Origin of the sequence: Helicovermis profundi, assembly GCF_033097505.1 — a bacterium.
GTDB classification, from domain to species: Bacteria; Bacillota; Clostridia; order Peptostreptococcales; family Acidaminobacteraceae; genus Helicovermis; species Helicovermis profundi.
The window spans coordinates 1709890-1734622 of the sequence record NZ_AP028654.1; the positions used below are offsets into that span (position 1 = coordinate 1709890).

Annotated in this window: 21 protein-coding genes and 1 tRNA gene; 6 read left to right on the forward strand and 16 right to left on the reverse strand. The window is 27.9% G+C overall.

Annotated features, from left to right (window positions below; all coding sequences use genetic code 11):
* Positions 1-64: 64 nt before the first annotated feature.
* The 10 genes from AACH12_RS07515 to AACH12_RS07560 form a co-directional block, all read right to left on the reverse strand.
* Complete coding sequence (locus AACH12_RS07515) at positions 65-2410, reverse strand: EAL domain-containing protein (RefSeq protein ID WP_338534822.1); 2346 nt, start codon at positions 2408-2410, stop codon at positions 65-67.
* Positions 2411-2484: 74 nt separating this feature from the next.
* Complete coding sequence (locus tag AACH12_RS07520) at positions 2485-3078, reverse strand: ATP-binding protein (RefSeq protein WP_338534823.1); 594 nt, start codon at positions 3076-3078, stop codon at positions 2485-2487.
* Positions 3079-3241: 163 nt separating this feature from the next.
* Positions 3242-3409 carry a hypothetical protein gene (locus AACH12_RS07525; protein WP_338534824.1) on the reverse strand — a complete coding sequence of 56 codons (168 nt, stop codon included), beginning with the start codon at positions 3407-3409 and terminating at the stop codon, positions 3242-3244.
* Positions 3396-4160: an ABC transporter permease gene (locus tag AACH12_RS07530; RefSeq protein WP_338534825.1), complete on the reverse strand. Its 765-nt coding sequence runs from the start codon at positions 4158-4160 to the stop codon at positions 3396-3398. The genes AACH12_RS07525 and AACH12_RS07530 overlap by 14 nt, the downstream gene beginning before the upstream one ends.
* On the reverse strand, positions 4138-5166 hold the full coding sequence (locus AACH12_RS07535) for an ABC transporter substrate-binding protein (protein WP_338534826.1): 1029 nt from the start codon (positions 5164-5166) through the stop codon (positions 4138-4140). Before AACH12_RS07535 ends, AACH12_RS07530 begins: the two co-directional genes overlap by 23 nt.
* A gap of 4 nt (positions 5167-5170) precedes the next feature.
* Entirely contained in the window at positions 5171-5863 is a 693-nt protein-coding gene (locus AACH12_RS07540) for an ABC transporter ATP-binding protein (protein ID WP_338534827.1), read from the reverse strand.
* 37 nt (positions 5864-5900) lie between these two features.
* Positions 5901-6713 carry an MBL fold metallo-hydrolase gene (locus AACH12_RS07545; protein ID WP_338534828.1) on the reverse strand — a complete coding sequence of 271 codons (813 nt, stop codon included), beginning with the start codon at positions 6711-6713 and terminating at the stop codon, positions 5901-5903.
* An 80-nt stretch (positions 6714-6793) separates the two neighbouring features.
* Complete coding sequence (locus AACH12_RS07550) at positions 6794-8317, reverse strand: HD domain-containing phosphohydrolase (RefSeq protein ID WP_338534829.1); 1524 nt, start codon at positions 8315-8317, stop codon at positions 6794-6796.
* A gap of 121 nt (positions 8318-8438) precedes the next feature.
* Positions 8439-9383 (reverse strand): ROK family protein, encoded by a 945-nt coding sequence (locus tag AACH12_RS07555; protein ID WP_338534830.1) that lies wholly within the window; start codon positions 9381-9383, stop codon positions 8439-8441.
* A gap of 150 nt (positions 9384-9533) precedes the next feature.
* A complete protein-coding gene (locus AACH12_RS07560; protein WP_338537356.1) occupies positions 9534-10883 on the reverse strand; it encodes a glucose-6-phosphate isomerase in 1350 nt (449 codons plus the stop codon).
* 347 nt (positions 10884-11230) lie between these two features.
* Here AACH12_RS07560 and nuoE point away from each other — a divergent pair, with 347 nt between their 5' ends.
* Genes nuoE through AACH12_RS07580 form a run of 4 tightly spaced genes read left to right on the forward strand, consistent with a single transcriptional unit; the run spans position 11231 to position 15672 of the window.
* The gene (gene nuoE, locus AACH12_RS07565; RefSeq protein WP_463671015.1) at positions 11231-11716 is read left to right on the forward strand and encodes an NADH-quinone oxidoreductase subunit NuoE; all 486 of its coding nucleotides are present in this window, start codon (positions 11231-11233) and stop codon (positions 11714-11716) included.
* 1 nt (position 11717) lies between these two features.
* Positions 11718-12110, forward strand: coding sequence for a (2Fe-2S) ferredoxin domain-containing protein (locus AACH12_RS07570; RefSeq protein ID WP_338534832.1), 393 nt, complete (start codon positions 11718-11720; stop codon positions 12108-12110).
* 11 nt (positions 12111-12121) lie between these two features.
* Positions 12122-13915 (forward strand): NADH-quinone oxidoreductase subunit NuoF, encoded by a 1794-nt coding sequence (gene nuoF, locus AACH12_RS07575; RefSeq protein WP_338534833.1) that lies wholly within the window; start codon positions 12122-12124, stop codon positions 13913-13915.
* A 14-nt stretch (positions 13916-13929) separates the two neighbouring features.
* Entirely contained in the window at positions 13930-15672 is a 1743-nt protein-coding gene (locus AACH12_RS07580) for an NADH-dependent [FeFe] hydrogenase, group A6 (protein WP_338534834.1), read from the forward strand.
* Between the two features lie 311 nt (positions 15673-15983).
* Here the strand turns inward: AACH12_RS07580 and AACH12_RS07585 are convergent, their stop codons facing one another.
* The 3 genes from AACH12_RS07585 to AACH12_RS07595 are packed head-to-tail and all read right to left on the reverse strand — an operon-like array spanning position 15984 to position 18308.
* Positions 15984-17252 carry a hypothetical protein gene (locus AACH12_RS07585; RefSeq protein ID WP_338534835.1) on the reverse strand — a complete coding sequence of 423 codons (1269 nt, stop codon included), beginning with the start codon at positions 17250-17252 and terminating at the stop codon, positions 15984-15986.
* A gap of 51 nt (positions 17253-17303) precedes the next feature.
* Complete coding sequence (locus tag AACH12_RS07590; protein WP_338534836.1) at positions 17304-17747, reverse strand: universal stress protein; 444 nt, start codon at positions 17745-17747, stop codon at positions 17304-17306.
* A gap of 45 nt (positions 17748-17792) precedes the next feature.
* Entirely contained in the window at positions 17793-18308 is a 516-nt protein-coding gene (locus tag AACH12_RS07595) for a DUF5673 domain-containing protein (protein ID WP_338534837.1), read from the reverse strand.
* Positions 18309-18658: 350 nt separating this feature from the next.
* Here AACH12_RS07595 and AACH12_RS07600 point away from each other — a divergent pair, with 350 nt between their 5' ends.
* On the forward strand, positions 18659-19963 hold the full coding sequence (locus AACH12_RS07600; RefSeq protein WP_338534762.1) for an IS110 family RNA-guided transposase: 1305 nt from the start codon (positions 18659-18661) through the stop codon (positions 19961-19963).
* Positions 19964-20089: 126 nt separating this feature from the next.
* Here AACH12_RS07600 and AACH12_RS07605 read toward each other — a convergent pair whose 3' ends face one another.
* Complete coding sequence (locus AACH12_RS07605) at positions 20090-21007, reverse strand: ketopantoate reductase family protein (protein ID WP_338534838.1); 918 nt, start codon at positions 21005-21007, stop codon at positions 20090-20092.
* Between the two features lie 194 nt (positions 21008-21201).
* On the opposite strand from AACH12_RS07605, the gene AACH12_RS07610 reads away from it, so the two are divergent.
* Positions 21202-21287 (forward strand) — tRNA-Leu (locus AACH12_RS07610).
* 12 nt (positions 21288-21299) lie between these two features.
* Here the strand turns inward: AACH12_RS07610 and coaE are convergent.
* Together coaE and polA are read right to left on the reverse strand one after the other, a co-directional pair.
* Positions 21300-21947 (reverse strand): dephospho-CoA kinase, encoded by a 648-nt coding sequence (coaE, locus tag AACH12_RS07615; RefSeq protein ID WP_338534839.1) that lies wholly within the window; start codon positions 21945-21947, stop codon positions 21300-21302.
* 14 nt (positions 21948-21961) lie between these two features.
* Positions 21962-24655, reverse strand: coding sequence for a DNA polymerase I (gene polA, locus AACH12_RS07620; RefSeq protein ID WP_338534840.1), 2694 nt, complete (start codon positions 24653-24655; stop codon positions 21962-21964).
* Between the last annotated feature and the right edge of the window lie 78 nt (positions 24656-24733).

The window sequence follows — 24733 nt, forward strand, 5'->3', positions numbered from 1 at the left end:
CTTAGTACAATACTTTTTCCAACTCATCCTACATTAATAAAGTATAATATAGAAAAAAATAAAGTCAATAAAATTCTTCTAATTTTTTTATTACATTATCAATATTTTTAGCTTTAAAAATATAATGTCCTTCCACTAAGTCACAACCATTTTGAGTTAAATAATCAAATTGATTTTTATTTTCTACGCCCTCAGCAATAATATAAAGTCCAAATTTTTTTGCAATTAAAATTATTGATTCAATTATCAATTTTATTGATTCATCTTGAAAATTATCAATTAACTTATTATCTATCTTAACTATACTTAAAATATTTTTATTTAAATTTGTTATCGACGTAAATCCACTTCCAAAATCATCAAGTCCAAACCTACAACCCAATCTTTTAATACGTCTAATATTAGTAATAATATCACCACTCTCATCAAGCAGTATTTTTTCGGTAATTTCAAAAACAATATTTTTGGGGTCATACTTGTATTTATCTAATAATTCTTCAAGTTTATTTATATAAATTGTATTAAGTAATTGAATATAAGAAACATTAAGATGAAGAATAAAATTTTCGTTAAACTTTGAATTCAACTTTAAAATATCAATAATGCCATTTTCAAGTGCAAAAATTCCAATAGGTAAAATCATACCATTATTTTCTGCAATTGGTATAAATTTAACTGGTTCTACTATACCAATTGTTTTAGATTCCCATCTAATAAGTGATTCAAATCCCCTTATCTTATTTTGCTTATGCGAATAAATCGGTTGATAATTAATAGTAATTTCAGAATTTTCCATTGCATTTTTCATTAATAGAGATAATTCTGCAACTTCATATATATCGTACTTTATTTCATCGTTAAAAATTTCTATGCTACTATTATGTCTATTTTTAGCTTTATTTAACGCAATATATGCATTATTCATTACTTCTAAGTAGTTTTCTTCCATATTAACAATTGTAACACCTGCTGATATTGATAAATTTACATTTCCACTTCCATAATCCACTCCATTATTTAACTGGTTATTTAGTTTTTTAAATATTTTATAACTTTCAAGTTCTGGATCTTCACAAGTAATTAATATCGCAAATTCATCTCCACCAAGTCTACTAAAGGTGAAGTCTTCATTTAAACTTGACAAGGCAAGCTCACTAGTTTCTACTAATAATTTATTACAAATTTCGAAACCGAACGTATCATTAAGTAGTTTGAAATTATCAATTCCAAATAGTAATACACCAATTTTATTATTATAACTGCTATTTCTATTATCAAATTTTTTTTCTAACTGAAAAATAAAATAATTATAATTATTCATTTTAGTTAATCTATCTTTAAATAAAACATCAACTATTTTTTCCATTAGCATATTGAATTTATGACTCATATTTTCAATCTCAATGATTTTATATTTTTTTGCCCTAATATCGTAATTTCCACTTGTAACTTCATCAAAAATTATTCCAAAAGAACTTAGTGGTTCAAGAATCATTTGAGAATTTTTATTAATAAATATTGCGCCTAAAAACAACAGTATTGTAATATAACCAACTTCAAACATTATGCTATGAAAAACTTTTGTCCTTATTTCATTTAAATCAGAATAACTTATAACTTTCCAGTTCATAGTATTTTGAATATCATAAAAGAAAAAATTAATATCATTTGATTTATAAGTATTTAAATAGCCAACATTATCAAAACCTAGGAATTTTTTTGTTGATGGCTTTATATTGTAAATGTTTTTCAATTTATACGAAGAATTATATCTTTTTATATCATTTGAGGACAAAATGTTCCCATTTTCGTCAATTATATAAGAATTTGAATATTTGTTTTCTCCAAAATTTTTCATCAAGTAATCTAGTGAATTAGAATATTTAACACCAGAAAGAGCACCAATTATTTTTTCATTTTTGTATATAGGAACAGAAAAAACAATTACATTTCTCTTATCAATTGATGACTTAATAACATTTGAAACTGTATTTTGGCCTGAAATAACTCTAGTAAAATAATTTCTTTCAACAATACTTCTTTTCCCCTTAAGATTCGATGCTAAAAAATATCCACTATTATTTGAAATATAATAGTAGTCAAATAAACTATTTTCTCCACTTAATTTCAAAATCAAATTTAGTGCATCCCTTTGGTTGGAATCATTATCATTATAATTTTTAACTAAATCCAAATTTGAAAAAACGTCTAACTCTCGCATATTTTTTTTTATCCATTCTGAATAGGCGATAGATGCATTTTTTGTAAAACTAAGATTTTTTTTATTTGAAACTTCTAAAAGATTATTGTAATAAAATTGAGTATTATATAGAATAATAAATATTGAAAATATTATTATAGTAGAACTAATATATAATAGTAATCTGTTTTTATAACTTTTAATAAACATATTTTCACCTACCTTGCTTTGTTAATTATAACAAAAAAGAACTAATAAAATAACAATTTTATTAGTTCTTTTTACTATTCTTTTAAAAATGCAGACGATACAGAATCTTCTACAGGTTCTAAATTTAAATGGTGCAATATTTTACTAGCTCTCTCTTTAGTTGAACCAGAAACGACCATATACTTAATGTTTTCAGATTTTAAAAATGTAAGAATTGCATCGTCAATTTCTTTGGCAATCTCTTCATCTTGCCATCTAACCCCATCTTTCTCATAACCAAATTCCCTTGGCAAATATAATATTGTTTCATAATTTGCAAGATCTTCAAGTGCAAGCATATATAAATCTTTAAGAATTTCAATCTCTTTTTTTGTTCTTTCTTTATCTCCAAGCATAAATCTTCCATAAATATAGGGAACAAAAGTTGCATAATCGGTAAGTGCATAATCAAATTCAGACAATTTACTTTCTAATCTTTTTTGACCTAAATAAATACCATATTGCTCTGAAATTGTTTCAATCATTCCTTTATCTCTTAAATATTCAGTCGAGTATTCAAAAGCGTAGCCAACATTTAATCCAATTATTTTCATCTCAACATATAACTGCTGAATAAGTGTTGTTTTACCACATCTTGGTCCACCAAGTACTGCAATTCTATTAGTCATATTTCACTCCATTAATCAATTAAAAACGTTTGTAAAAACGAAAGCTTTTACAAACGTAATCTATAATATTATTAAAAATGCATTAACATTGTATCATTATTATTATATAGATTCAAGAAAATTGCGAATAATAATACATAAAATAATAATAAAGTTCAGCAATCTAAATATTTTTTAAGAATGTCACCCCTAAATACATATAAATAAATAATACAACCATTCTAAGATATGGTTTTTTCTTTAATTTTTTTAAAAATGATAACTTATTTTCTAAAATATAATAAGTCATAACCAAAAATATTATTCCCGCGATTAATCTAAAATATTCCATTATTAGCTCCTTTTATGTTTTTTAATACCAATTTTTCAATGATTATTGTGATTAGTATTACAATAATTGACCACGCAAAAACTGCGCTAGTGTCAATATTTATTTTTGAATTATAAAGCATTGATCCTATACCATACTTGGGCTGACTTAAAACTTCAGCAGCTATTAAAACTTTTAAATTTAATCCAAGTCCTAAAGAAATTGAACTTATAAGAAAAGGCATTATTGATGGTATATAAATATACCTTAATATTTTTATATTTGAAACTTTATATACCATTGCCATTTCTATATATTTATTATTAATGTTTTTCATTCCTTTTAGAATATTAGTATATACAATAGGAAAAACAATTAATACACATACAAAAATAGCTGTTCCTTCCGATCCAAGCCAAATAAGTGAAAGTAATATTATTGACATAGTTGGAGTAGAACGAAGTATATTAACGAATGGTTTTAAAATTTCTTCTACATTTTCCTTAACACCGCTTAGCACTCCTAGAACAATTCCAAAAATAAATGATAAAAGAAAACTAAAGACCATTCTCCAAAGCGTAATTAAAATATTGAACAAACTATTTATATTAACAATAATATCTAAAAGTCTTTGTAAAGTTTCAAATGGTGAAGGTACTAAATAATCTTTACCTACAATCATATTAATAATTTGCCATACTAAAACAATTAATAATACAGACTTTAATTTATTTATTTTAAAAATATTACTAATTCCCGTAGAAATCTTCACTTGGCACCTTTCCTCCAATTGAATCTTTAGAATTATCAAATAAAACATTATAGTACTTGTTTAAATCATCCTTAGCTTCAAGTGCTGTTTCAAAATGTATATTAGAACGTTCAATTGATTCTTCAATCACTTTTGCAGGAAGACCTAAATCTAATGACTCGTAGTAGATTCCAGCCTCTTCTTTATTAGTATTAACCCACTCACTTGCATCTCTATATTTTTGCATAAATTTTTCAACGAATTCTTTGTTACTACTTGTAAAGGAATTTTTAACAAATATTCCGGCTTGCGGATAGCTCGAGTCACCACCCGATATGCTTTTCCATTCTTTTTGAAAATCTAAAACAATTTTTGTATTCGGTTTTTTAGATAAAATTATCGATAATACAGGCTCAGGCATAATAGATATTTTACTTTTTCCCGATAAAAACAAAGGAGCTAATTCACTTCCACCACTAACATAATTAAATTCTACATCCTTTACATTATTCTCTTTTAAAATATACTTCATTAATATATCTGGAGTAAGTCCTTTTCCTATCATAGTAATAGTTTTGCCTTCTAAATCTTTAATGCTAGTTAATTGCTCTGCACTTACTAAAAACAATGAACCCCATACATTAACACTCTTAAGTGAATAATCCACACCTTTGTTGTAAAGTTTTGCAGCTAAATTTGTTGGAAGAAGAACCATATCCGACTCTCCACTTAGAACTTTAGAAGCTAATAAATCTGTAGCTTTAATAACTTCGATATTTACATTATACCCTTCAATATCTACTCCATCTTTTATCAGTTTAACCATTGAAAGTGCAGTTGAACCTGCAGGTACAGTTATATTAACATCTACAGTTTTTACCTTAGTAGAATCATCATTCACGTCTACAGTTTTGTTATTAGTTTTATCATCTGAATTTAAATCTATTTCTTCGGATTTAGTTGCAGTACAGCCAACTATCGAAAAAATCATAATAAAAATCACTATACTAATCATAATTTTTTTCATAATATCACTCTCCAAGTATTCTATGAATTTCTTCAGTTATATTTTCAACATATTCACTATTTTTAAACCTTAATTTTTTATCTAAATCTAATTCTATCTCGCCTAAAATTTTCACAGGACTTTTAGATAAAAAAACAATCCTATCAGCTAGTAAAGAAGCTACTAATGGATCATGCGTTACAAGTATAATGGAATTTCTATTTTTGTCCCATAAGGCTGCTAATTTACCAAGTAAATCTTTCTTAAGTAGAATATCTAGAGATTTAAAAGGTTCATCCATCAGCATAATTTTAGAGTCATACGAATATGCTCTTGCAATAGAAACCCTTTGTTTCATACCCCCACTTAGTTTTTGTGGATATGAATTAATTTCTTTTTCTAAGTTCAAATCTTTTAGAATATCATTAATTTTTTTTTCTGTAAGTTTGTCATTAACAAACATAATATTCTCTTTTACATTTAACCAAGGCAATAATCTATCTTCTTGAAAAACGTAGCTTAATTTATCAGAATTAATATTAATACTTCCTTTATAATCAAGGTCAATTTTTGATAATAAGTTTAGTAATGTCGTTTTGCCACAACCCGAAGGTCCAAGAATTACTGTAATTATGTCTTTCTTTATTGATAAATTAAATTTATTAAAAATAACTTTTTCATTATAATTTTTATTTAAATTTTCTATTTCAATTATCAATTTATCCCCCATCATAAAATCAACCTATAAAAAAACTCTACAAATCAAATTCCATGCCTTCTTTTGCTATTATAACGTTTTCAGGCGTTGCCTCATCAACTTCAATAAGTTCTTTTAATTTTCTATGAAGACCATGATGTCCCAAATAAATATTTTTACTATTTGAATCAAACATTAACTTTATCCCTTTTGAATGGGAAGAGTGACCCCAACCTTCGTAACGAGGTAAATATTTTTCCTCATCAGTAAAATTAGAATCATAGTATATATTTGTCGAATTTCTAACAAATTCAATTAAAGATTCGTCAATTTCTTTTGAATGCTCAAGATCCGTAATATATGAGAATATATGATTGTCTTTTTTTACTCTATAGGCATAGTTAATTCCTGGATGGTCTGTCCTAAATTTATCAATTTCTAAATCATTAACTTTAACTGTATCATAGTCTTCAATATTATTATACTCAATGTTTGCTTTTAATTGATTAATATTCATAGGCAAAAAAGGCTCTTTAAAAAGCATTGATAAAACATCTTTAGAATTTAATCCTTGAAATCTAGGTGCATAAATAGAAATATTTAAATTAGGATTATAAAATAAAGAAAAAAAAGGCATACCAATAATATGATCATAATGATAATGAGTAATAAAAATAACAATTTTTTTAAATTTTGTAAAATCAATATCACTATGACCGAGTCCTACAATTCCAGATCCACAGTCAAAAATAACAAGAGTGTTATTGTTCATAATTGTAACAGATGATGTGTTTGAACCGTATTCTAGAAGTTCTTTTTTGCCTCCAGGGCACGATCCCATTACTCCCCACAGTTTCACTTTGTACTTCATTTAGTCACCTACTTTTTAAATTTATATACTAGCATTAGTGTTTAATTTCTATAATTTGAAACTAAAATTATGAAATCAAGTTACGATTTGTATAATTCAAAATCATCAAATAAATTTACAAGATTTTTATCAATATTATTTCTATCTGCTTCTTCATGCAAAATACTAAGTGATTTAGGTATTGGAATTGCAGGTTTATATGGTCTATCTTTTGCAGTTAATGCATCAAAAATATCTGCTACAGCTAAAATTCTTGATCTAATTTCAAGATTCTCTGCGCTGAGGCCCTTAGGATATCCTTTTCCATTTAGTTTCTCATGGTGATTACTCGCAATCATTGGAACTTTTAATAAATCTCTTGACCATGTAATTCTTTTAAGTATTTCATTTGTAAATGTTGCATGATCATTAATCATCTTTCTTTCTGAATTTGTTAAGTTGCCTTTTTGAATACTTAAGTTTTTAAATTCATATTCTGATAACAAAATTATTTTTTCTCCATTTAAATCCTCTATTTCAAGTCCATTTATTTCATTTAAGATTTCTTTTAAATCATTAGTTAAAAATCCACATTTATTAATTTTCTCTAATTTTTCTACATAAAAATCTATTTTATTTTTAATCTCGATTTCATAATCAAGTTTTGCGGAAGGCTCACTATCTATATTTTTTATTTCTTTTAGTTCTATCATAATTTTAATATATTTAAATCTAGATCTTATCGCCTCTATTTCAGGAGAATTAAGTTTATCTCTTTTCATAAGTACATATTCTTTTACACCAATCTTACCAACATCATGTAGTAATCCTGCAATATAAAGTTCCTTTAGTTCATCTTCTGAAAAAAACATGTCTTTATAAAAACCTGAATTATCAGCATTAACTCCCTTTGCAAGGTTAAGAGCATATTTTGCAACGCGGTTTGAATGACCTGCAGTTATTGGATCCCTTTGGTCAAGTGCCGTAGTAAGGGTTTTAATAGATGACTCAAGTAAATCATTAAGTTCAATAAAAAGTTCACTTCTTTCAATTAGAATAGCTGCTTGAGAAGATAAGGAACTTATTATTTTCTCTTCACTTTCTAAAAACGCAGTAACATGATTTTCATAATCAGAGTCACTAACAAATTTTATACTTGAGTCATTTTTTTTATTAATTAGCTGCATAACACCGATGACATCGTTCTTAAAATTAAGTAATGGTAATACTAACATATTTTTAGTAGAATAACCATAACTTTTATCAAACGAAGTATTATGCTTAAATCCAAGTTTCTTTTCCACTTCGCTCATCTTTTTAAAATTATATATTTTTTTTGTTACAGCGCATGCACCAGCAATACTATTTTTATCAATATTCATCTCAAATTCTTTAAATGGAAATTCTTTAGAATAATTTTTAGTATATTTAAAAACAAGCATCTTTTTAGCAGGCTCTTCTTTTACAATGTATATACTTCCAGCATCACAAGAAGTAATATCCATAGACTCAAGTAAAATTAGTTCCAACAGTTTATCAATATTTTTTTCAGCTGAAAGTTTAACGCCAACATCGGTAAGTCTATCAACCATTTTTTCGTAGTAATCACAATTATTTGTATTCATAATTCCTCCCATACATTATAATTATACTACAATATCAATAAAAAACCTTTTATTATTAATAATACTCAATTAATAATATTCGAAAAAATATACATAATAATAAAGTTTTAAGTATTTTATACTATTGATATTTATTAAGGAACGCTGCTCCAACTATTCCAGCATCATTACCCATTTCTGCTAATACGAATTTTGGAGGCACAACATTTTTAAAGATTCGCTCTTTTTCAAACTCTTCTCTAATTTTTTTGAGCATAAATTCTCCCGCATGAGATACTCCACCGCCAAAAGAAATGATTTCTGGATCAATAATTACCATTAAATTAACTATTGCTTTCGCTATATACTTAGAAAATCTTTCTACAATTATATTAGCATATTCATCATTTTTTTTGGCAAAATCAAAAACGATTTTTGAAGTAATTTCTTCATTAGAATTATAGAATTTTACTAATTCACTGTTCTCTTTTTCTTTATTTTCTTCTAATAATTTACTAGCATATTTCACAATAGCACTTGCAGATGAAAACGTTTCAAAGCATCCATTTCTACCGCAATTACAGTTATAGAAATTCTCTCCTAGTACCATATGACCAATTTCTGATGCAATACCATTTGCACCAGAATAAACTTTTTTATTAATAATAAATCCTCCGCCAATTCCAGTTCCTAGTGTAATTAGGATACTTGTATCAGTATTTCTAAGACTTCCTTTAACGTATTCTGCAAGCGACGCAACTGTTGCGTCATTATCAATAAAAACAGAAGTATTTAATTCTTTTTCAATTTCTTTTTTTATATGAATTCCATGCCAATTTAAATTAACACATTCAGATACAACACCATTTTCTTTATCAACTAAACCTGGAATTCCAATCCCTATAGATTTAATTTCCGCGTGGGTTTTATCAATGATCTCTTTTATTGCTTCAATCATATCCTTGATAATTTCCGTAGCACCATTTTTGACTCTAGTTTTTTTTGTTATTCTTTCTAAAATTTCACCATCATCGTTTACAAGGCCGACTACTAAATTAGTACCACCAAGATCTATTCCAATATACATATTTTCTTCTCCTTGATTTTCATTTTTATTAAAATTATATCATAAGATATTAGCATATTTTTGTTTTAAAAACACCTATATACATACATAAAAAAAGGAAAACCATTAGATTTTCCTTTTTTATATTCAATTATTGTTAATTAAATTATACTAAAGCTTCTTTCTTAAAATTTCTCCTAGTTCTTCGTAGCCTGGTTTATTTAATAAGGCAAACATATTTTTCTTATAAGCTTCAACACCAGGTTGATTAAATGGATTTACGCCAAGTAGGTATCCGCTAATACCGCAAGCTTTCTCAAAGAAATAAAGAAGTTTTCCAAAAGTAAATACATCTAATTTTTCAAGTTCAATAATAACATTAGGTACATTACCATCATAATGTGCTAAAAGTGTGCCTTCAAAAGCCTTTTCATTTACATCGTTCATAGTTTTTGAACACAAATAATTAAGTCCATCTAGATTTGCCTCATCTTCTGATATACTCATATCAAGTCCAGTATCATTAACTTTAATTACTGTCTCCATTAAATTTCTTCGTCCATCTTGTATATATTGACCCATAGAATGTAAATCAGTAGAAAAATCGACTGCTGCTGGAAAAATACCTTTGTTATCCTTTCCTTCGCTTTCGCCAAATAATTGCTTCCACCATTCTCCAAGATAATGTAGACTTGGTTCATAATTAACCATTATTTCTGTGCTTTTTCCTCTGTTGTAAAGAATATTTCTAATCGCTGCATATTGATAACAAATATTTTCATCAATATTTTCATTCATATACTCTTCACGTGCACTAATAGCACCTTCCAATAATTTAGTGATATCAATACCACTTACTGCAATCGGAAGAAGTCCAACCGGCGTCAAAACAGAATATCTTCCACCAACATCATCAGGAATAACAAAAGTCTCATATCCTTCTTTATCAGATAGATTTTTAAGAGCACCTTTTGATGAATCTGTTGTTGCGTAAATTCTCTTTTTCGCATTTTCTTTTCCATATTTTTTTTCTAAAAGTTTTTTTAACGTCCTAAAAGCTATAGCTGGTTCTGTAGTAGTACCAGATTTTGAGATAACATTTATTGAAAAATTCTTAGTTTCTAGTACATCAATTAAATCATGCAAATATTTGCCCGATATATTATTTCCAGCGTAATAAATTTCCGGTGTTTTTCTTTGATCATTTGATAGCGAATTATAAAAGCTATGCGAAAGTGCCTCAATTGTTGCTCTTGCACCTAAATATGATCCACCAATTCCAATAACAACTAATGCATCTGAATCACTTACTATTTTTTCGCTTACACTTTTAATTCTTTCTAATTCTTTTTTGGAAACTTCTATAGGATAATCAACCCAACCAACATAATCATTTCCTAATCCACTTTTTAAGTGCAATTTATAGTGAGCAGATTTAACAAACTCTTTAAAAGAACTAATTTCTTCTTCTTTAACCATTGACTTTGAATAATTTAATTTAATCAAAATGTCACCCCTTATAATTATATTTAACACATCACCTGTATTTCCTATTTAGTATATATCCAAAAAAATCTTGCGTAAAGCTATTTTAGACATATAATTTTATTTTTATACAATTTTGTCGTATTAAACAAAATTTTTATATTTTGTTAACCTTATCTACAATTTACATGTAAATTAAGTTTTAATGTACATTTACTTATAAAGAGTATATGAATTTTTATCAAAAATTAATTTATGTTAAATATTCGTAATATTCAATCATTAAATAGTATGTGTATTTTTATGCGTTTTGTTATAAAATTATGCTATAAGAATGAAAGGATGGTGGAAGAATGTTAAAACCCGAATTGCAACTTGAAACAATGAGTGTTAAGAATTTGTCAAAAGAAAAACTTAACGAACTTCAGTCTTACATTGATACGCTTGATGATAAGCAAGGCTCATTAATCCATGTACTACATAAAGCTCAGCATCTATTTGGCTTTTTACCTAAAGAAGTTCAGCTTTTTGTAGCAAGAAGATTAGATTTACCTGCCGCTAAAGTTTTTGGTGTAGTGAGTTTTTATTCATACTTTACTCAAAAACCTGTAGGTAAACACGTTATTAGCGTTTGTATGGGAACTGCTTGTTTTGTTAAAGGCGCAGAAAACATTATTGATGTTTTTAAAGATGAACTTGGAATTAAAGTTGGAGAAACTACTGAAGATAAGATGTTTACTCTCAAAGACATAAGGTGTATTGGTGCATGTGGACTTGCTCCTGTTGTTATGATTGGCGAAAAAGTATTTGGCCATGTCAAAAAAGAAGACGTAATAGATATTATAAGTTCTTACAAAGAGGAGGAATAATATGGCGATTAAATCTTTAGATGAACTAAGAAAAATTCGTGAAGCATCTGCAAAAAAAGTTAATTTAAGAGAAACTGGAAATAGTAGTGAAGATATTATTGAAGTATTAATTGGCATGGCTACTTGTGGTATCGCAGCCGGCGCTAGAGAAACTTTAAATACTTTTATAGATGAAATAGATAAAAAAGACATAAAAAATATCCGAGTAATTCAAGTTGGATGTATGGGATATTGCCACAGCGAACCCACAGTTCAGGTTAATATACCTGGTAATTCACCAGTTCTATATGGAAATGTTGATGAAAAAATGGCTATAGACATAATAGAAAAGCATATATTGAACAATGAACTTTTAGATGAAAATATTCTAATAAAAACATTTGAGAAAGCATAAAGGAGGTAAATATGTCTAAAATCCGAAGTCATATAATGGTTTGTGGTGGAACAGGTTGCGTGTCATCTAGTAGCGAAGAAATAATTTCGTCTCTTAAAAGTGAACTTAAAAAGAATGGATATGATAAAGAAATAAAAGTTGTTAAAACTGGTTGTTTTGGATTCTGTGGTCAAGGACCTATTGTAAAAATCCACCCAGATAATGTTTTTTATGTAAAAGTAAAACCTGAAGATGCAAAAGAAATTATTGAAGAACAAATTATTAAAGGTAGAAAAGTGGAACGTCTATTATATAGTGAACCTGTAACTGATATAAAACTTGACGAATACAGCAAAATGAATTTTTACAAAAAACAATATAGAATTGCACTTAGAAACTGTGGTTTAATTAACCCAGAAGATATAAATGAGTACATAGCATTTAACGGCTATGAAGCACTTGGTAAAGTATTGACTGAAATGACTCAAGATGATGTTATTAAAGTTATTAAAGATAGTGGACTTCGAGGAAGAGGCGGCGGTGGCTTCCCTACTGGCCTTAAGTGGGAATTTACAAAACGATCTATTAATGATCAAAAATACATTATATGTAATGCTGATGAAGGTGATCCAGGCGCGTTTATGGATAGATCAATTTTAGAAGGTGATCCTCATAGTGTCCTTGAAGCTATGGCAATTGGAGCATATGCAATTGGAGCAAATCACGGTGTAATTTATATTAGAGCGGAATATCCACTTGCTATTCATAGACTTGAAATTGCTCTTAAACAAGCTAGAGAATTGGGCCTACTTGGCAACAATATATTTAGTAGTGATTTTAACTTCGATATTGAAATTAAATTTGGAGCAGGCGCTTTTGTATGCGGAGAAGAAACTGCTTTAATTCATTCAGTTGAAGGATGTAGAGGAGAACCTACGAAAAAACCTCCATACCCTGCTGAATCTGGTTACAACGGCAAGCCAACATGTGTTAATAATGTTGAAACTTTTGCAAACATTACTTCTATTATCAACAAAGGTTCAAAGTGGTTCAGTTCTATTGGCACAGAAAAATCTAAAGGAACAAAAGTTTTTGCTCTTGCTGGTAAAGTGAATAATGTAGGACTAGTTGAAGTTCCAATGGGAACAACTCTTAGAGAAATAATATACGACATCGGTGGTGGTATTACTGATGATAAAGATTTTAAAGCCGTTCAGACAGGCGGACCTTCTGGTGGCGTTATAACTAAAGCTGATTTAGATACTCCAATTGACTATGAAAGTTTAAAAAGTATAGGATCAATGATGGGTTCTGGTGGTATGATTGTTATGGACGAAGATAACTGTATGGTAAACATAGCAAAATTCTATCTTGAATTCACTCAAGATGAATCGTGTGGTAAATGTACACCTTGTAGAGTTGGAACAAAGAGAATGTATGAAATTCTTGACAGAATTACAAATGGTGAAGGTGTTCCAGAAGATATTGATAAGTTAATTGAACTTGGCAATATGATTAAAGATACTGCTCTTTGCGGACTAGGTCAAACTGCTCCTAACCCTGTTCTTAGCACATTACATTATTTTAGAGAGGAATACGAAGCTCATATTAATGACAAAAAATGTTTTACTGGCACTTGTAAAGCACTTGCGAAATATTCAATTGATCCTGAAAAATGTATTGGTTGTACTGCATGTGCTAGAAAATGCCCAGTAGATTGTATTTCAGGTTCACCAAAAGAAGTACATGTAATTGATCAAGATAAATGTATCGCGTGTGGTGCTTGTTATGACGCATGTAAATTTGATGCTGTAATTAAGCCTTAAGGAGGAAAGAATCTATGGAAATGATTAAACTTAAAATAAACGGCTTCGATGTAGAAGTCCCAAAAGGAACTACTATTCTTGAAGCGTCAAAATCAGTAAACGTTCACATTCCAACTCTTTGCCACTTAGATCTTAAAGGTTTTGGAATTGTAAACCAAGTAGCATCTTGTAGAGTTTGCGTTGTTGAAGTTGAAGGAAGACCAACCCTAGTACCATCATGTGCAGAAAAAGTTACTAATGGTATGGTTGTAACAACCGATTCAATAAGAGCAATTACTGGAAGAAGAATGGCTGTAGAACTTTTACTTTCAAATCACCCAAAAGAATGCTTAACTTGTCCAAAAAACTTAGACTGTGAACTTCAACAATTAGCACATGATTTAGGTGTTCGTGAAATTAAATGGGAAGGAGAAATGATGAATTATGTTAAAGATACTTCTTCTTTCTCACTTGTTAAAGATCCAAACAAATGTGTTATGTGTAGAAGATGTGAAACTATGTGTAATGAAGTTCAAACAGTTAACGTTCTTTCAGCAGTAAACAGAGGATTTAACACTTTTGTAGGACCAGCATTCAATATTGATATGGCTGATAGTTCTTGTACCTTCTGTGGTCAATGTGTTGCAGTCTGTCCTACTGCTGCTCTTACAGAAGTAAATAATACTCATAAAGTTTGGATGGACTTAAATAATCCCAAAAAACATGTTGTTGTTCAAGTTGCTCCTGCAGTAAGAGTTGCAATTGGCGAATTATTTGGTATGGAACCTGGAACAATTTCAACTGGTCAAATAGCAGCTGCTCTTAGAAGAATGGGATTTGATGGAATATTTGATACAGATTTTGGTGCTGACTTAACAATTATGGAAGAAGCTTCAGAACTTGTTCATAGAATTCAGCATAATGGCACACTTCCAATGCTTACAAGTTGTTGCCCAGCTTGGGTAAAATTCTTTGAACATCAATTTCCAGATATGCTTGATATTCCTTCAACATGCAGATCACCTCAAATTATGCTAGGAGCTATAGCAAAAACATATTATGCTGAAAAGAAAAAACTTGATCCTAAAAATATTTCAGTTGTATCTATTATGCCTTGCCTAGCTAAAAAAGCTGAGGCTGCTAGAACTGAATTATCTAAAGACCACAACAATAATGTTGACGTAGTTATTACTACAAGAGAATTTGCTCAAATGCTAAAAGAAGCTACTATTGATTTTTCAACATTAGGCGAAGAAGACTTCGACTCAATATTGGGTGAAAGCACTGGTGCATCAGTAATTTTTGGAACTACAGGAGGAGTTATTGAAGCTGCAGTTAGAACAGCCTATGAATGGATTACAGGAGATGAACTTAAAGATGTTGAATTCACTCAATTAAGAGGACTTGAAGGCATTAGAGAAGCAACTGTAAAAGTTGGCGATTTAGATTTAAATATTGGTATCGCTCATGGACTTGGAAATGCAAGAAAATTACTTGAAGATATTAGAGCAGGAAAATCCAAATATCATGCAATTGAGATAATGGCATGTCCTGGCGGATGTATTGGTGGAGGTGGACAACCTTACCATCATGGAGATATGGATATCATTAGAAAGCGTCAAGAAGCAATTTATCAAGAAGATAGAAATAAAACAAAAAGAAAATCACATGAAAATACTCAAATTCTTAAATTATATGAAGAGTATCTTGGAAAACCTTATGGTGACAAAGCTCACTCTCTTCTTCATACGCATTACACTGCTAAAGATAAAATATAATATTACAATTAATACTTTTAGTCCTTAGCATCTTGTAAATAAAGATTTAAAGTAAACAAAAAACATTTGAAAGATAAACTATCTTTCAAATGTTTTTTTAAAATCATACCTACACTCTCTTTTTCTTTTGATTAAGATATTGATTTAAAATATATATTGCTAAAAGTGCAACTGCAATTATTTTTAGCCCAAATTCCATTTACTCACCTCTAAAATAATATTTAATATATTAAGTTCACTTAATTATATTCTACACTATATTAGAGAAATGTAAACTTTTTTTAACAATCTTTGTACTTTTTTTATCAAAATTATGAATTATAATTCATAGTCCACCTGTTTATATCATCTTTAAATACATTAGTTAAATTTTCACTATATTCGATTAACTTATAATTTGTTAAACCCAAGCCTGTAATTTGTGGTTTTTCACTAGTTAAAAATGGGCCTGATACAGCAACATACCATTTAGAAATACTATTTTCTTCAAAATAATTAAACTTATAGTAATAAATTTTTAAATTCCCTGCTATATTTTTTTCTGAAGTTAAAACGAGATTATTTAGATTATAATCAGCCTTAATTTTTCTATAAATATCACCTTCAGAAAAAAACTTTTGTGTGTAATATTTCACCGGAAATAGTTCGTTTCTATTTATTTGTTTAAGTTTTTCAAATAAAAAAGTCCTACATTCAATTTTTTCACTTAGATTTTCAAATACATAGTAAACTCCTTCTTCTTCGTTTCCTAGCATTATTAAAGAAATTAATGCATGAGTTTTTATATTTTCATTAGAACTTTTTGTTTTTTCTTTAAGAAGTAATATAATTTCTTCATCATATAAGTATGCAAAAATATCAATTAAAATCAACAATTCATTTTCTACTTTAATTCTATTTTTGTACTCTTTGAAAGAGAACTCTAAAGAAGTTTTTTCAAGCTGAGTCCATTTTTTAAGTAATTGTTCTTTATATATTTGGTCTTTATCAATATAAAGTAATTTCTTTTCTAAATATTGATTCATTAGATCAAGAATTTGAGCAGATTTTTCAGAAAAAATAAAAGGAAGTAATTTGGGAAATATAATTTCTGAAAATATTGGTTTTTCTTTTAAATGAGTTAAAGGGATTCGATTCAATTTATCAAAATCATTGGTTAAGGAATTAATGAAAAACTTATAATTTTCATTTGTTCTAAACCAAGAAATGTAATCAAGCACTAGGCTTCTATATTTATATGATATTTTATCATAATTTTCTTTTAAGTATTTTAAATACAAAAGCGATTTATCTAATAAAACTTCATTAAAAAGAATAGTAAAATCAACGTCATCATATTTCTTTTCTAAATTACAGCTTATAATCCATTCAATAATTAATATTCCATCATTATCGCTATAATTTATATTTTTTAATTTTTTAATAAAATTATGCATTTTAGAATCATTTTTACTATCAAAATTAGTAATAATTTCTTTTAATTTATTTTCCGATGAATTATTGTAGGCAATCTTTTTTATGTAAATATATACTACAAAACAAAACAAAACAATTAATAACACTGCTAAAAAATCAACCATAATTACCTCACCTTTTCAAAAAAAAGATACCATAATGGTATCTTTAAAATATTATTTTACAACAAGAACTGGTACACTAGCATGATGTACTACTTTATCAGTAATATTCCCAAGCAAAAAATGTTTTATTGCTGAATCACTTTTATCTGGCATAATAATCATATCTACTTTTTCTTCTTCAGAAACATCAATAATAACAAGTGCAATATTACCTATATCAGATTTTATAGAACACTCAATTCCAACACTCGTAAATTTCAATTTTTCATTTTCAAGTATTTGATTCGAAATCTTAAAGGTGTCTTGCATATCAATATTATCAAAATAATTATTATACATTGTAATATTCGGAGTAATTCTTGATGCCATATTGTTACTGCTAACTACATTTAATAAGAGAATATCAGCTCCATATAATTTTGATAAATCTCTTGCATAATTAAATGTTTTTTCATTTAACCCAAGAGCATCAATTGGAACAAGTATTTTTTTCATAACACTCACCTCACTAAATATATACCCCAAATTTTTATTTTATATCTATTTTTTTTTATTTTTTTTATTTTTTGAACCAATATTTTCTCTAAAAATTTTACTTACTGATGATCTTTCCTCTTCTTTAATAGTATAAAAATATTGAAATTCTTTTCCATTATTACCTTGTACCTCAATAGATATCTTTAGTTTATTCTTTTTTTCAATATAAGAATATCTTTTTACTCTAGAAAAATCATAAAAAATACTTTTTAAAACCACACCATTTTCGCAAATGTAAAATGAACTTGTTTTATATGTCACAAAAAAGCTCACCATTACAAGTAATAAAACTCCTATTGAAGAGATAACCACTGAATTAAACTCTACTCCTCTAGCGAAAATAGATAATGGATACATTACAATAAGAACAACCACCCCAGAAAAATATAATTTTTTATTAATATGCTTTTCTATTAAAATTTTGCCTGCACTTAAAAGTGATTTACTTAAATTTTTATAATTCAAATATGTAAAAGCCGCGAGCATTACCATTGCACCTAAATTAAATACTAAATTCATCCTTATCTCCTTTGTATAATTAGGTTAGAAATATTGCTTAAGTTTCTTGCGAATATTCTTACCTAATTCATTTATATTGTTTGTGATTAAAAATAAGTTCAACCACTTAACATACTGTAATTTTTCTATTATAGTTATCTCATAAAGAGTATATGCGTCTTCTCCTTGAATGACTCATTTCTTGAGTTTATATTCGTAACAAAGCTTGCATTATTGTGAGATTCTTTGATTTAGCTGGTTGAATTTCTCTTTGATCATAAATATTATTAGAGAATTATTCGTGTCACTTACAAGGTTAATTGACTCACTAATTATTGTTACTCTTTATTATTTTAAATGGGGGTTATTTTATGTCTAACTATTACCATTTGCCTGTTGTAGGCATTGATGTTGCTGCTAATTTTTCAGTAGTTACTGCTTTAAAACCTAATGGCGACGTATTCCGTAAGAACCTTAAAATTAGCCATACACTTGGGGGCTTCAATAAACTTCTTCTTTTTCTACAAAAAATTGAAGAAGAGTTTAACGATAGTCCCAAAGTATTTTGCGAATCCACGGGAATATATCATCTTACTCTTCTTCATTTTCTTGTTAAAAATCAGATTGATATACATGTAATAAATCCTCTGATAACTAATTCTAACAAGAATTCGAACATAAGAAAAGTAAAAACTGATAAATTAGATTCTCTTTCCATCGCAAAAATTTGTAAATTTGATAATGTAAAGACTTCAACATTCACTAGTGAGGAGTTTTTACACCTTAAACTCCTAGTTCGTGAGTATTACAAAGTTGTTGATTTAAAGGCAAATTTGAAAAAAACTTTCTCAAATAATATTTATATTAACTATCCAGGACTTCAAAATGCATTTGCTAATATAACAGGTAAGACACCTTTAATATTTATTAGAAAATATCCAACACCTAAACATCTTCTTAACGCTGAGCCCAAAGTTGTTATTGAACTTCTAACAAAGTCATCAAGACGTGGTTCTAGTTGGGCTAATAATAAATATAACAAACTTATAAAAATCGCTAATAGTGCCAATATCATTGGTATTACTCCCTTGCTTTTTGAATCTAAAGTAATACGTTTTAGCGAAAGTTTTGATTTTTATACAAATCAACTTAGAAATATTGTAGATGAAATTCACCAATATATTGACAATGCCTCTTTTGGAGAAGTATTTAAACAAAATATTAATCTTCTTAAAAGTTTCAAAGGTCTTGGTGATATAACTGCAATTACTTTGTTAGTTGAAATGGGTGATATTAATAATTTTTCTAAGCCTCAACAACTTGTAGCTTTTTTCGGTGTAGATCCTAGCGTTAATCAATCTGGCAATTTTAGCGGTGATCGCAATAAAATGTCCAAACGTGGTACTGCTATAGGTAGAAGAGCTTTGTACACAGTCGCTCTTGCTTCAATACGTACAAGTAAAAATAAAAAGCCAATAAATCTTGTTTTGTATGAATATTATCACATAGCCCTTGATAAGAAAAAGAAAAAAGTTAAACTTGTAGCTGTTATGAATAAACTACTTCGCTATATTTTTTCAATACTAAAAAATCAAAAACCATATGAAGTTAGAAATCCACTCGTCCACAAAAGGATGTTTTTAGAATCTAAACTTCATAATCCTGTTGCTGCTTAATAAATATTTTTACAGTAAATAATATTGAATGTTCATTTTTACTCGAGCATTATTTAGTATGCTCATTTTTAATAAGAACTTTTTTTATTAAATTACTTGACTATTACTAGCTGGTCTTTAACTTTTCTAGTAATTATTTTCTATCGTTTTAATCATATCAAATAATATATTATTAATAGGTGTGTCATAACTATTAAGTCCACCTAATTTTATCATTTCTCCTGCAAACATTTCAACTTCAGTTTTTCTTTTAGATTCTATATCCTGAAGCATTGAAGTTTTTCCATTTGGAGCGAATGTATCAATAAAATCATGAAATAATTCAATATCCTCATCGCCTAAGTCAATCCCTAATTTATTTGCAAGTCCAATTACCTCTCTCATGGTATCATCCATTAGCTTTCTAGCATAGTAATCATTTTGAAAAACTTTATAATCAGCTCTAAGAATTGCTGAAGTTTGGTTAATTCCAACGTTTATCATGAATTTACGCCATATAACTTTCATTAAATCTTTAGGAGAATCATAAGGAATTCCAACTTCATCAAATAAATTCTTAATACCTTCTACTCTATTAGAATACACACTATTTTCTTTTTCACCAAACATTATAGTACCCAAATTTTTATAACTTATACCATTATCATTTCTAAGCGCATCAATTCCATAACATACTGAATATAGTAATTTTTCCTCACCAAGTTCTTTGGCAATTATAGCTTCACTTGATATACCATTAAGTAAAGACATTATGACCGTTTTAGAATTTACAAAAGGTTTTACTTGCTTGATAACATCACTTAAATGATGAAATTTACAAGCAATAATAATTAAATCAGCTTTTTCCATATTGTCTTCACTTGAAATAAACTTAAATTTATATTCTTTATTATTTACGATAAATTTTGAACTCTCATATTTTTCTTTACGTTTTCCATTTGCAATTACTTTAAAATTTTCATAGTCATTTTCAATAAATTTTGAGCAAAATGAAGCTCCAATTGCTCCAAGACCTATCAAATATACGCTCTTCATATTTCGCATCATTACCTCCTTATCGCCATTATACATTATTTTTGAAAGCACTCCTACATTATAACAAATATATCTTTAAATGCATTTAAACTTTTAAAGTTTAAAGCACTCTTTAAAATATAATCATATTGACATAAAGAGAAATAACCATTATAATTCATATGTGAGTAAAAATGAGAATATAAGTAAGCTAGTTTATACAAGCGAGAGTGGCGGAATGGCAGACGCGCAGGTTTGAGGGATCTGTGACCACTAGGTTGTACGGGTTCAAGTCCCGTCTCTCGCACCAATTAATAGCAGCCTAATGGCTGCTATTTTTTTTCATATACTCTAAATTGTCTATAATCTTAGTATTGGTATATCCAGAATAAAGTATTAATACATCATTTTTAAGCTCTTCTATACTAAAAGAATTATAAACAATAATATCTGATAATTCAATTTTATCGACTAATAACTTCTGAGCATTTATTCTTTTTATCGCTTCTTCTTTTTTAATATTGTCTCTTTTAACTAGCCTATCAATTTGAGTTTCTTTATCAACATATATTAACCAAGTTTCTGTTACATCATTTTCATATTTACTTTCATATAGCAAAGGACAATCAAAAAAAATAATATTTTCATTCCTATTTCTGTAATACTCAAATTCTTCATAAACTTTTTCTTTAATCCTAGGATGGGTAATCGCATTCAATAATCGTAATTTTCTATAATCACTAAATACAATCTTTCCAAGTTTTTTTCTATCCAAAGTTCCATCTTTATTAATAACTTCTTTTCCAAATGTTTCTTCAATTTCTTCTAATGATTTTTCACCTTTTTTTACAACATCACGAGCAATTTTATCTGCATCTACTATAATCGCTCCAAGTTCTTTTAGCACTTTTGATACAGTGCTTTTACCCGAAGCTATTCCTCCAGTAAGTCCTATAATTTTCAATTTCATCCCTCTTTCTTTTGCTACTTTGTATCAAACCAGCTAGTCCCCACTTTCATATCTACCAAAAGCGGAATATCAAGTTTATATGCATTTTCCATCTCATCTACTAAAATTTCTTTTACAATTTCTATTTCATCTTCACTTGTGTCAATAATAAGTTCATCGTGAACTTGAAGTATAAGTTTGGATTTTAATTTTTCTCTTTTTAATCTATTATATACATTAATCATTGCAATTTTAATTATATCAGCCGCACTTCCCTGAATTGGAGTATTCATTGCAGTCCTTTCAGCAAATGACCTTAAATTAAAGTTTTTGTGATTTATTTCAGGAATATATCTTCTTCTATTTAGTAAAGTTACTACGTATCCAATTTCCTTACATTCTTTGATTGTTGTATCCATATATTCTTTTACACCAGGATATTTTTCAAAGTATTGTTCTATATATAGCTTTGCGGTTTTTCTTGGTATTTTAAGTGTTTCACTTAAACCATAGTCACTCATACCATATACAATACCAAAATTCACTTCTTTCGCTCTACTTCTAATATCTGCTGTAATTTCATCTAAGGGAATATTAAAAACTTTTGAAGCAGTCATAGTATGAATATCTAAATTTTCTCTATAGGCAAGTAATAGGTTTTCATCTTTTGACATATGCGCTAGTACTCTTAGTTCAATTTGTGAGTAATCAGCATCTATTAATTTACAATTATTATCTGCAACAAACACTTTTCTAATTTTTCTTCCGATAGGAATCCTTACAGGAATATTTTGCATATTAGGATCACTTGAACTAAGTCTTCCTGTAACTGCAACAGTTTGATTTAAACTTGAATGAACTTTTCCAGTCTCTTTATTTATTACACTTCTTATTCCATCAACATATGTAGATTTTAATTTTGAATAAGTTCTATACTCTATTACAAGTGGTACAATAGGATGTTTTTTTTCGAGTTTTATTAAGACATCATGACTTGTAGAAAATCCTGTTTTCGTCTTTTTAATTACTGGAAGTTCAAGTGTTTCAAATAAAACCACGCCTAATTGTTTAGGTGAATTAATATTAAATTTTTCGTTAGAATAAGAGTATATTTCAGACTCAATTTCACGCAGTTTATTGGTTAAATCTTCATCAATTTCGTTTAAAACACTTTCATCAACTTTAAAGCCCTCATATTCAGTAGAAGCCAATATCTCAACTAGTGGAATTTCTACATCAATAAATAATTCACTTAAATTAAGTTCAATCAGTTTTTTATCTAATTCACAATGTACTTCAAATAGTATTCTTGAATAAACAGCACTATAATTGGATAAGTCACTAAAACTAATATCACAGTATTTTTTTGCTTTTGCACCTTTTCCAAGCAAATCTTCTTTAGACTTTATTGCCTTTGATAAATACTCCATAGCAACATCTGAAAGCTCATATTTGTTTCTGCTCGGATTAATCAAGTAATTTGCAATAAATCCATCAAACGTATGATTTTCAATGCTTATACCATATCTAAATGCTATTAAAAACTCTCTTTTTCCATTATAAGTTATCTTTTTAATATTTTCGTCTTCAAGAATTACTTTTAAATCAATAAATTTAACTTCACCCAATAAATCAACATAGTAAGTGGTATCTTTATCAGAAATTGCAAATCCAATAGCTTCATTAGTTCTAATATTAGCCTTGTCATATATTGACTTAATTGAAATTACTTTGTTTTTTTTAATTTCACTAACCATATTTGAAAGTTCATTAAGATTATTTATTAACTTAAATTCAATTTCTTCTTCTTCAACTAAATTATTGTTTATTTCATCTTCAGATGTAGTATTTGTCAAATGTAAGCTCTCTTCTTTCAAGTTTCTAATAAAAGAAGTAAATTCATATTTTTTATATAATTCAATTAATTTTTCAATATTTTTTTCTTTTATTAATAATTCATCTACATTAAATTCAAATGGTATATTTGTAACTATTGTAGCAAGTTTTTTACTAAGAAGTGCTTGTTCTTTATATTCTTCAACTAATCCTCTAATTCTCTTATTTTTTACCTTTTCTGAATTAAGTATTAAATTTTCAACCGTTGTAAATTCTAAAAGTAATTTAATAGCTGTTTTAGGTCCAACACCAGGTATTCCAGGAATATTGTCCGAAGTATCACCACTTAAGCCTTTATAATCGATAATCTGATTAGGCATCAAAGTAAATTCTTCAAAAACATCTTCTTCTCTGTATTCTTTAAGATTTGTTATCCCTCTTTTGGTGATGTAAACAGTAATATTATCATCAACTAACTGAAGTGCATCTTTGTCACCTGTAAAAATCATCACATCAAGATTTTCTCTACCACAAAGTTTTGCAACACTTCCAATTAAGTCATCAGCTTCAAAACCTTCAAGTTCCATTCTGTTAATGCCTAAATTATCTAATATTTCTTTAAGCATGTTCATTTGCGGTCTTAAATCATCAGGCATACCTTTTCTAGTTCCTTTGTAATCACTTGAAAGTTTATGCCTAAATGTTGGAGCTTTTAAATCAAATGCAACACTTACATATTTAGGACTGTGTTTATCTAGAAGTTTAAATAACATATTTAAAAATCCATACATACCATTAGTTGGAATGCCTTCTTTATTAGATAATGAAGGTATCGCAAAAAAAGCTCTATTTATTAAACTATTACCATCTATAATAATAACTTTATCTTTCATATTCACGCTCCATTTTTTATTTTCTTATTTATTCTATCATATAAAAAACTAATAATCATCTTAAAACGTTAAAAAAAC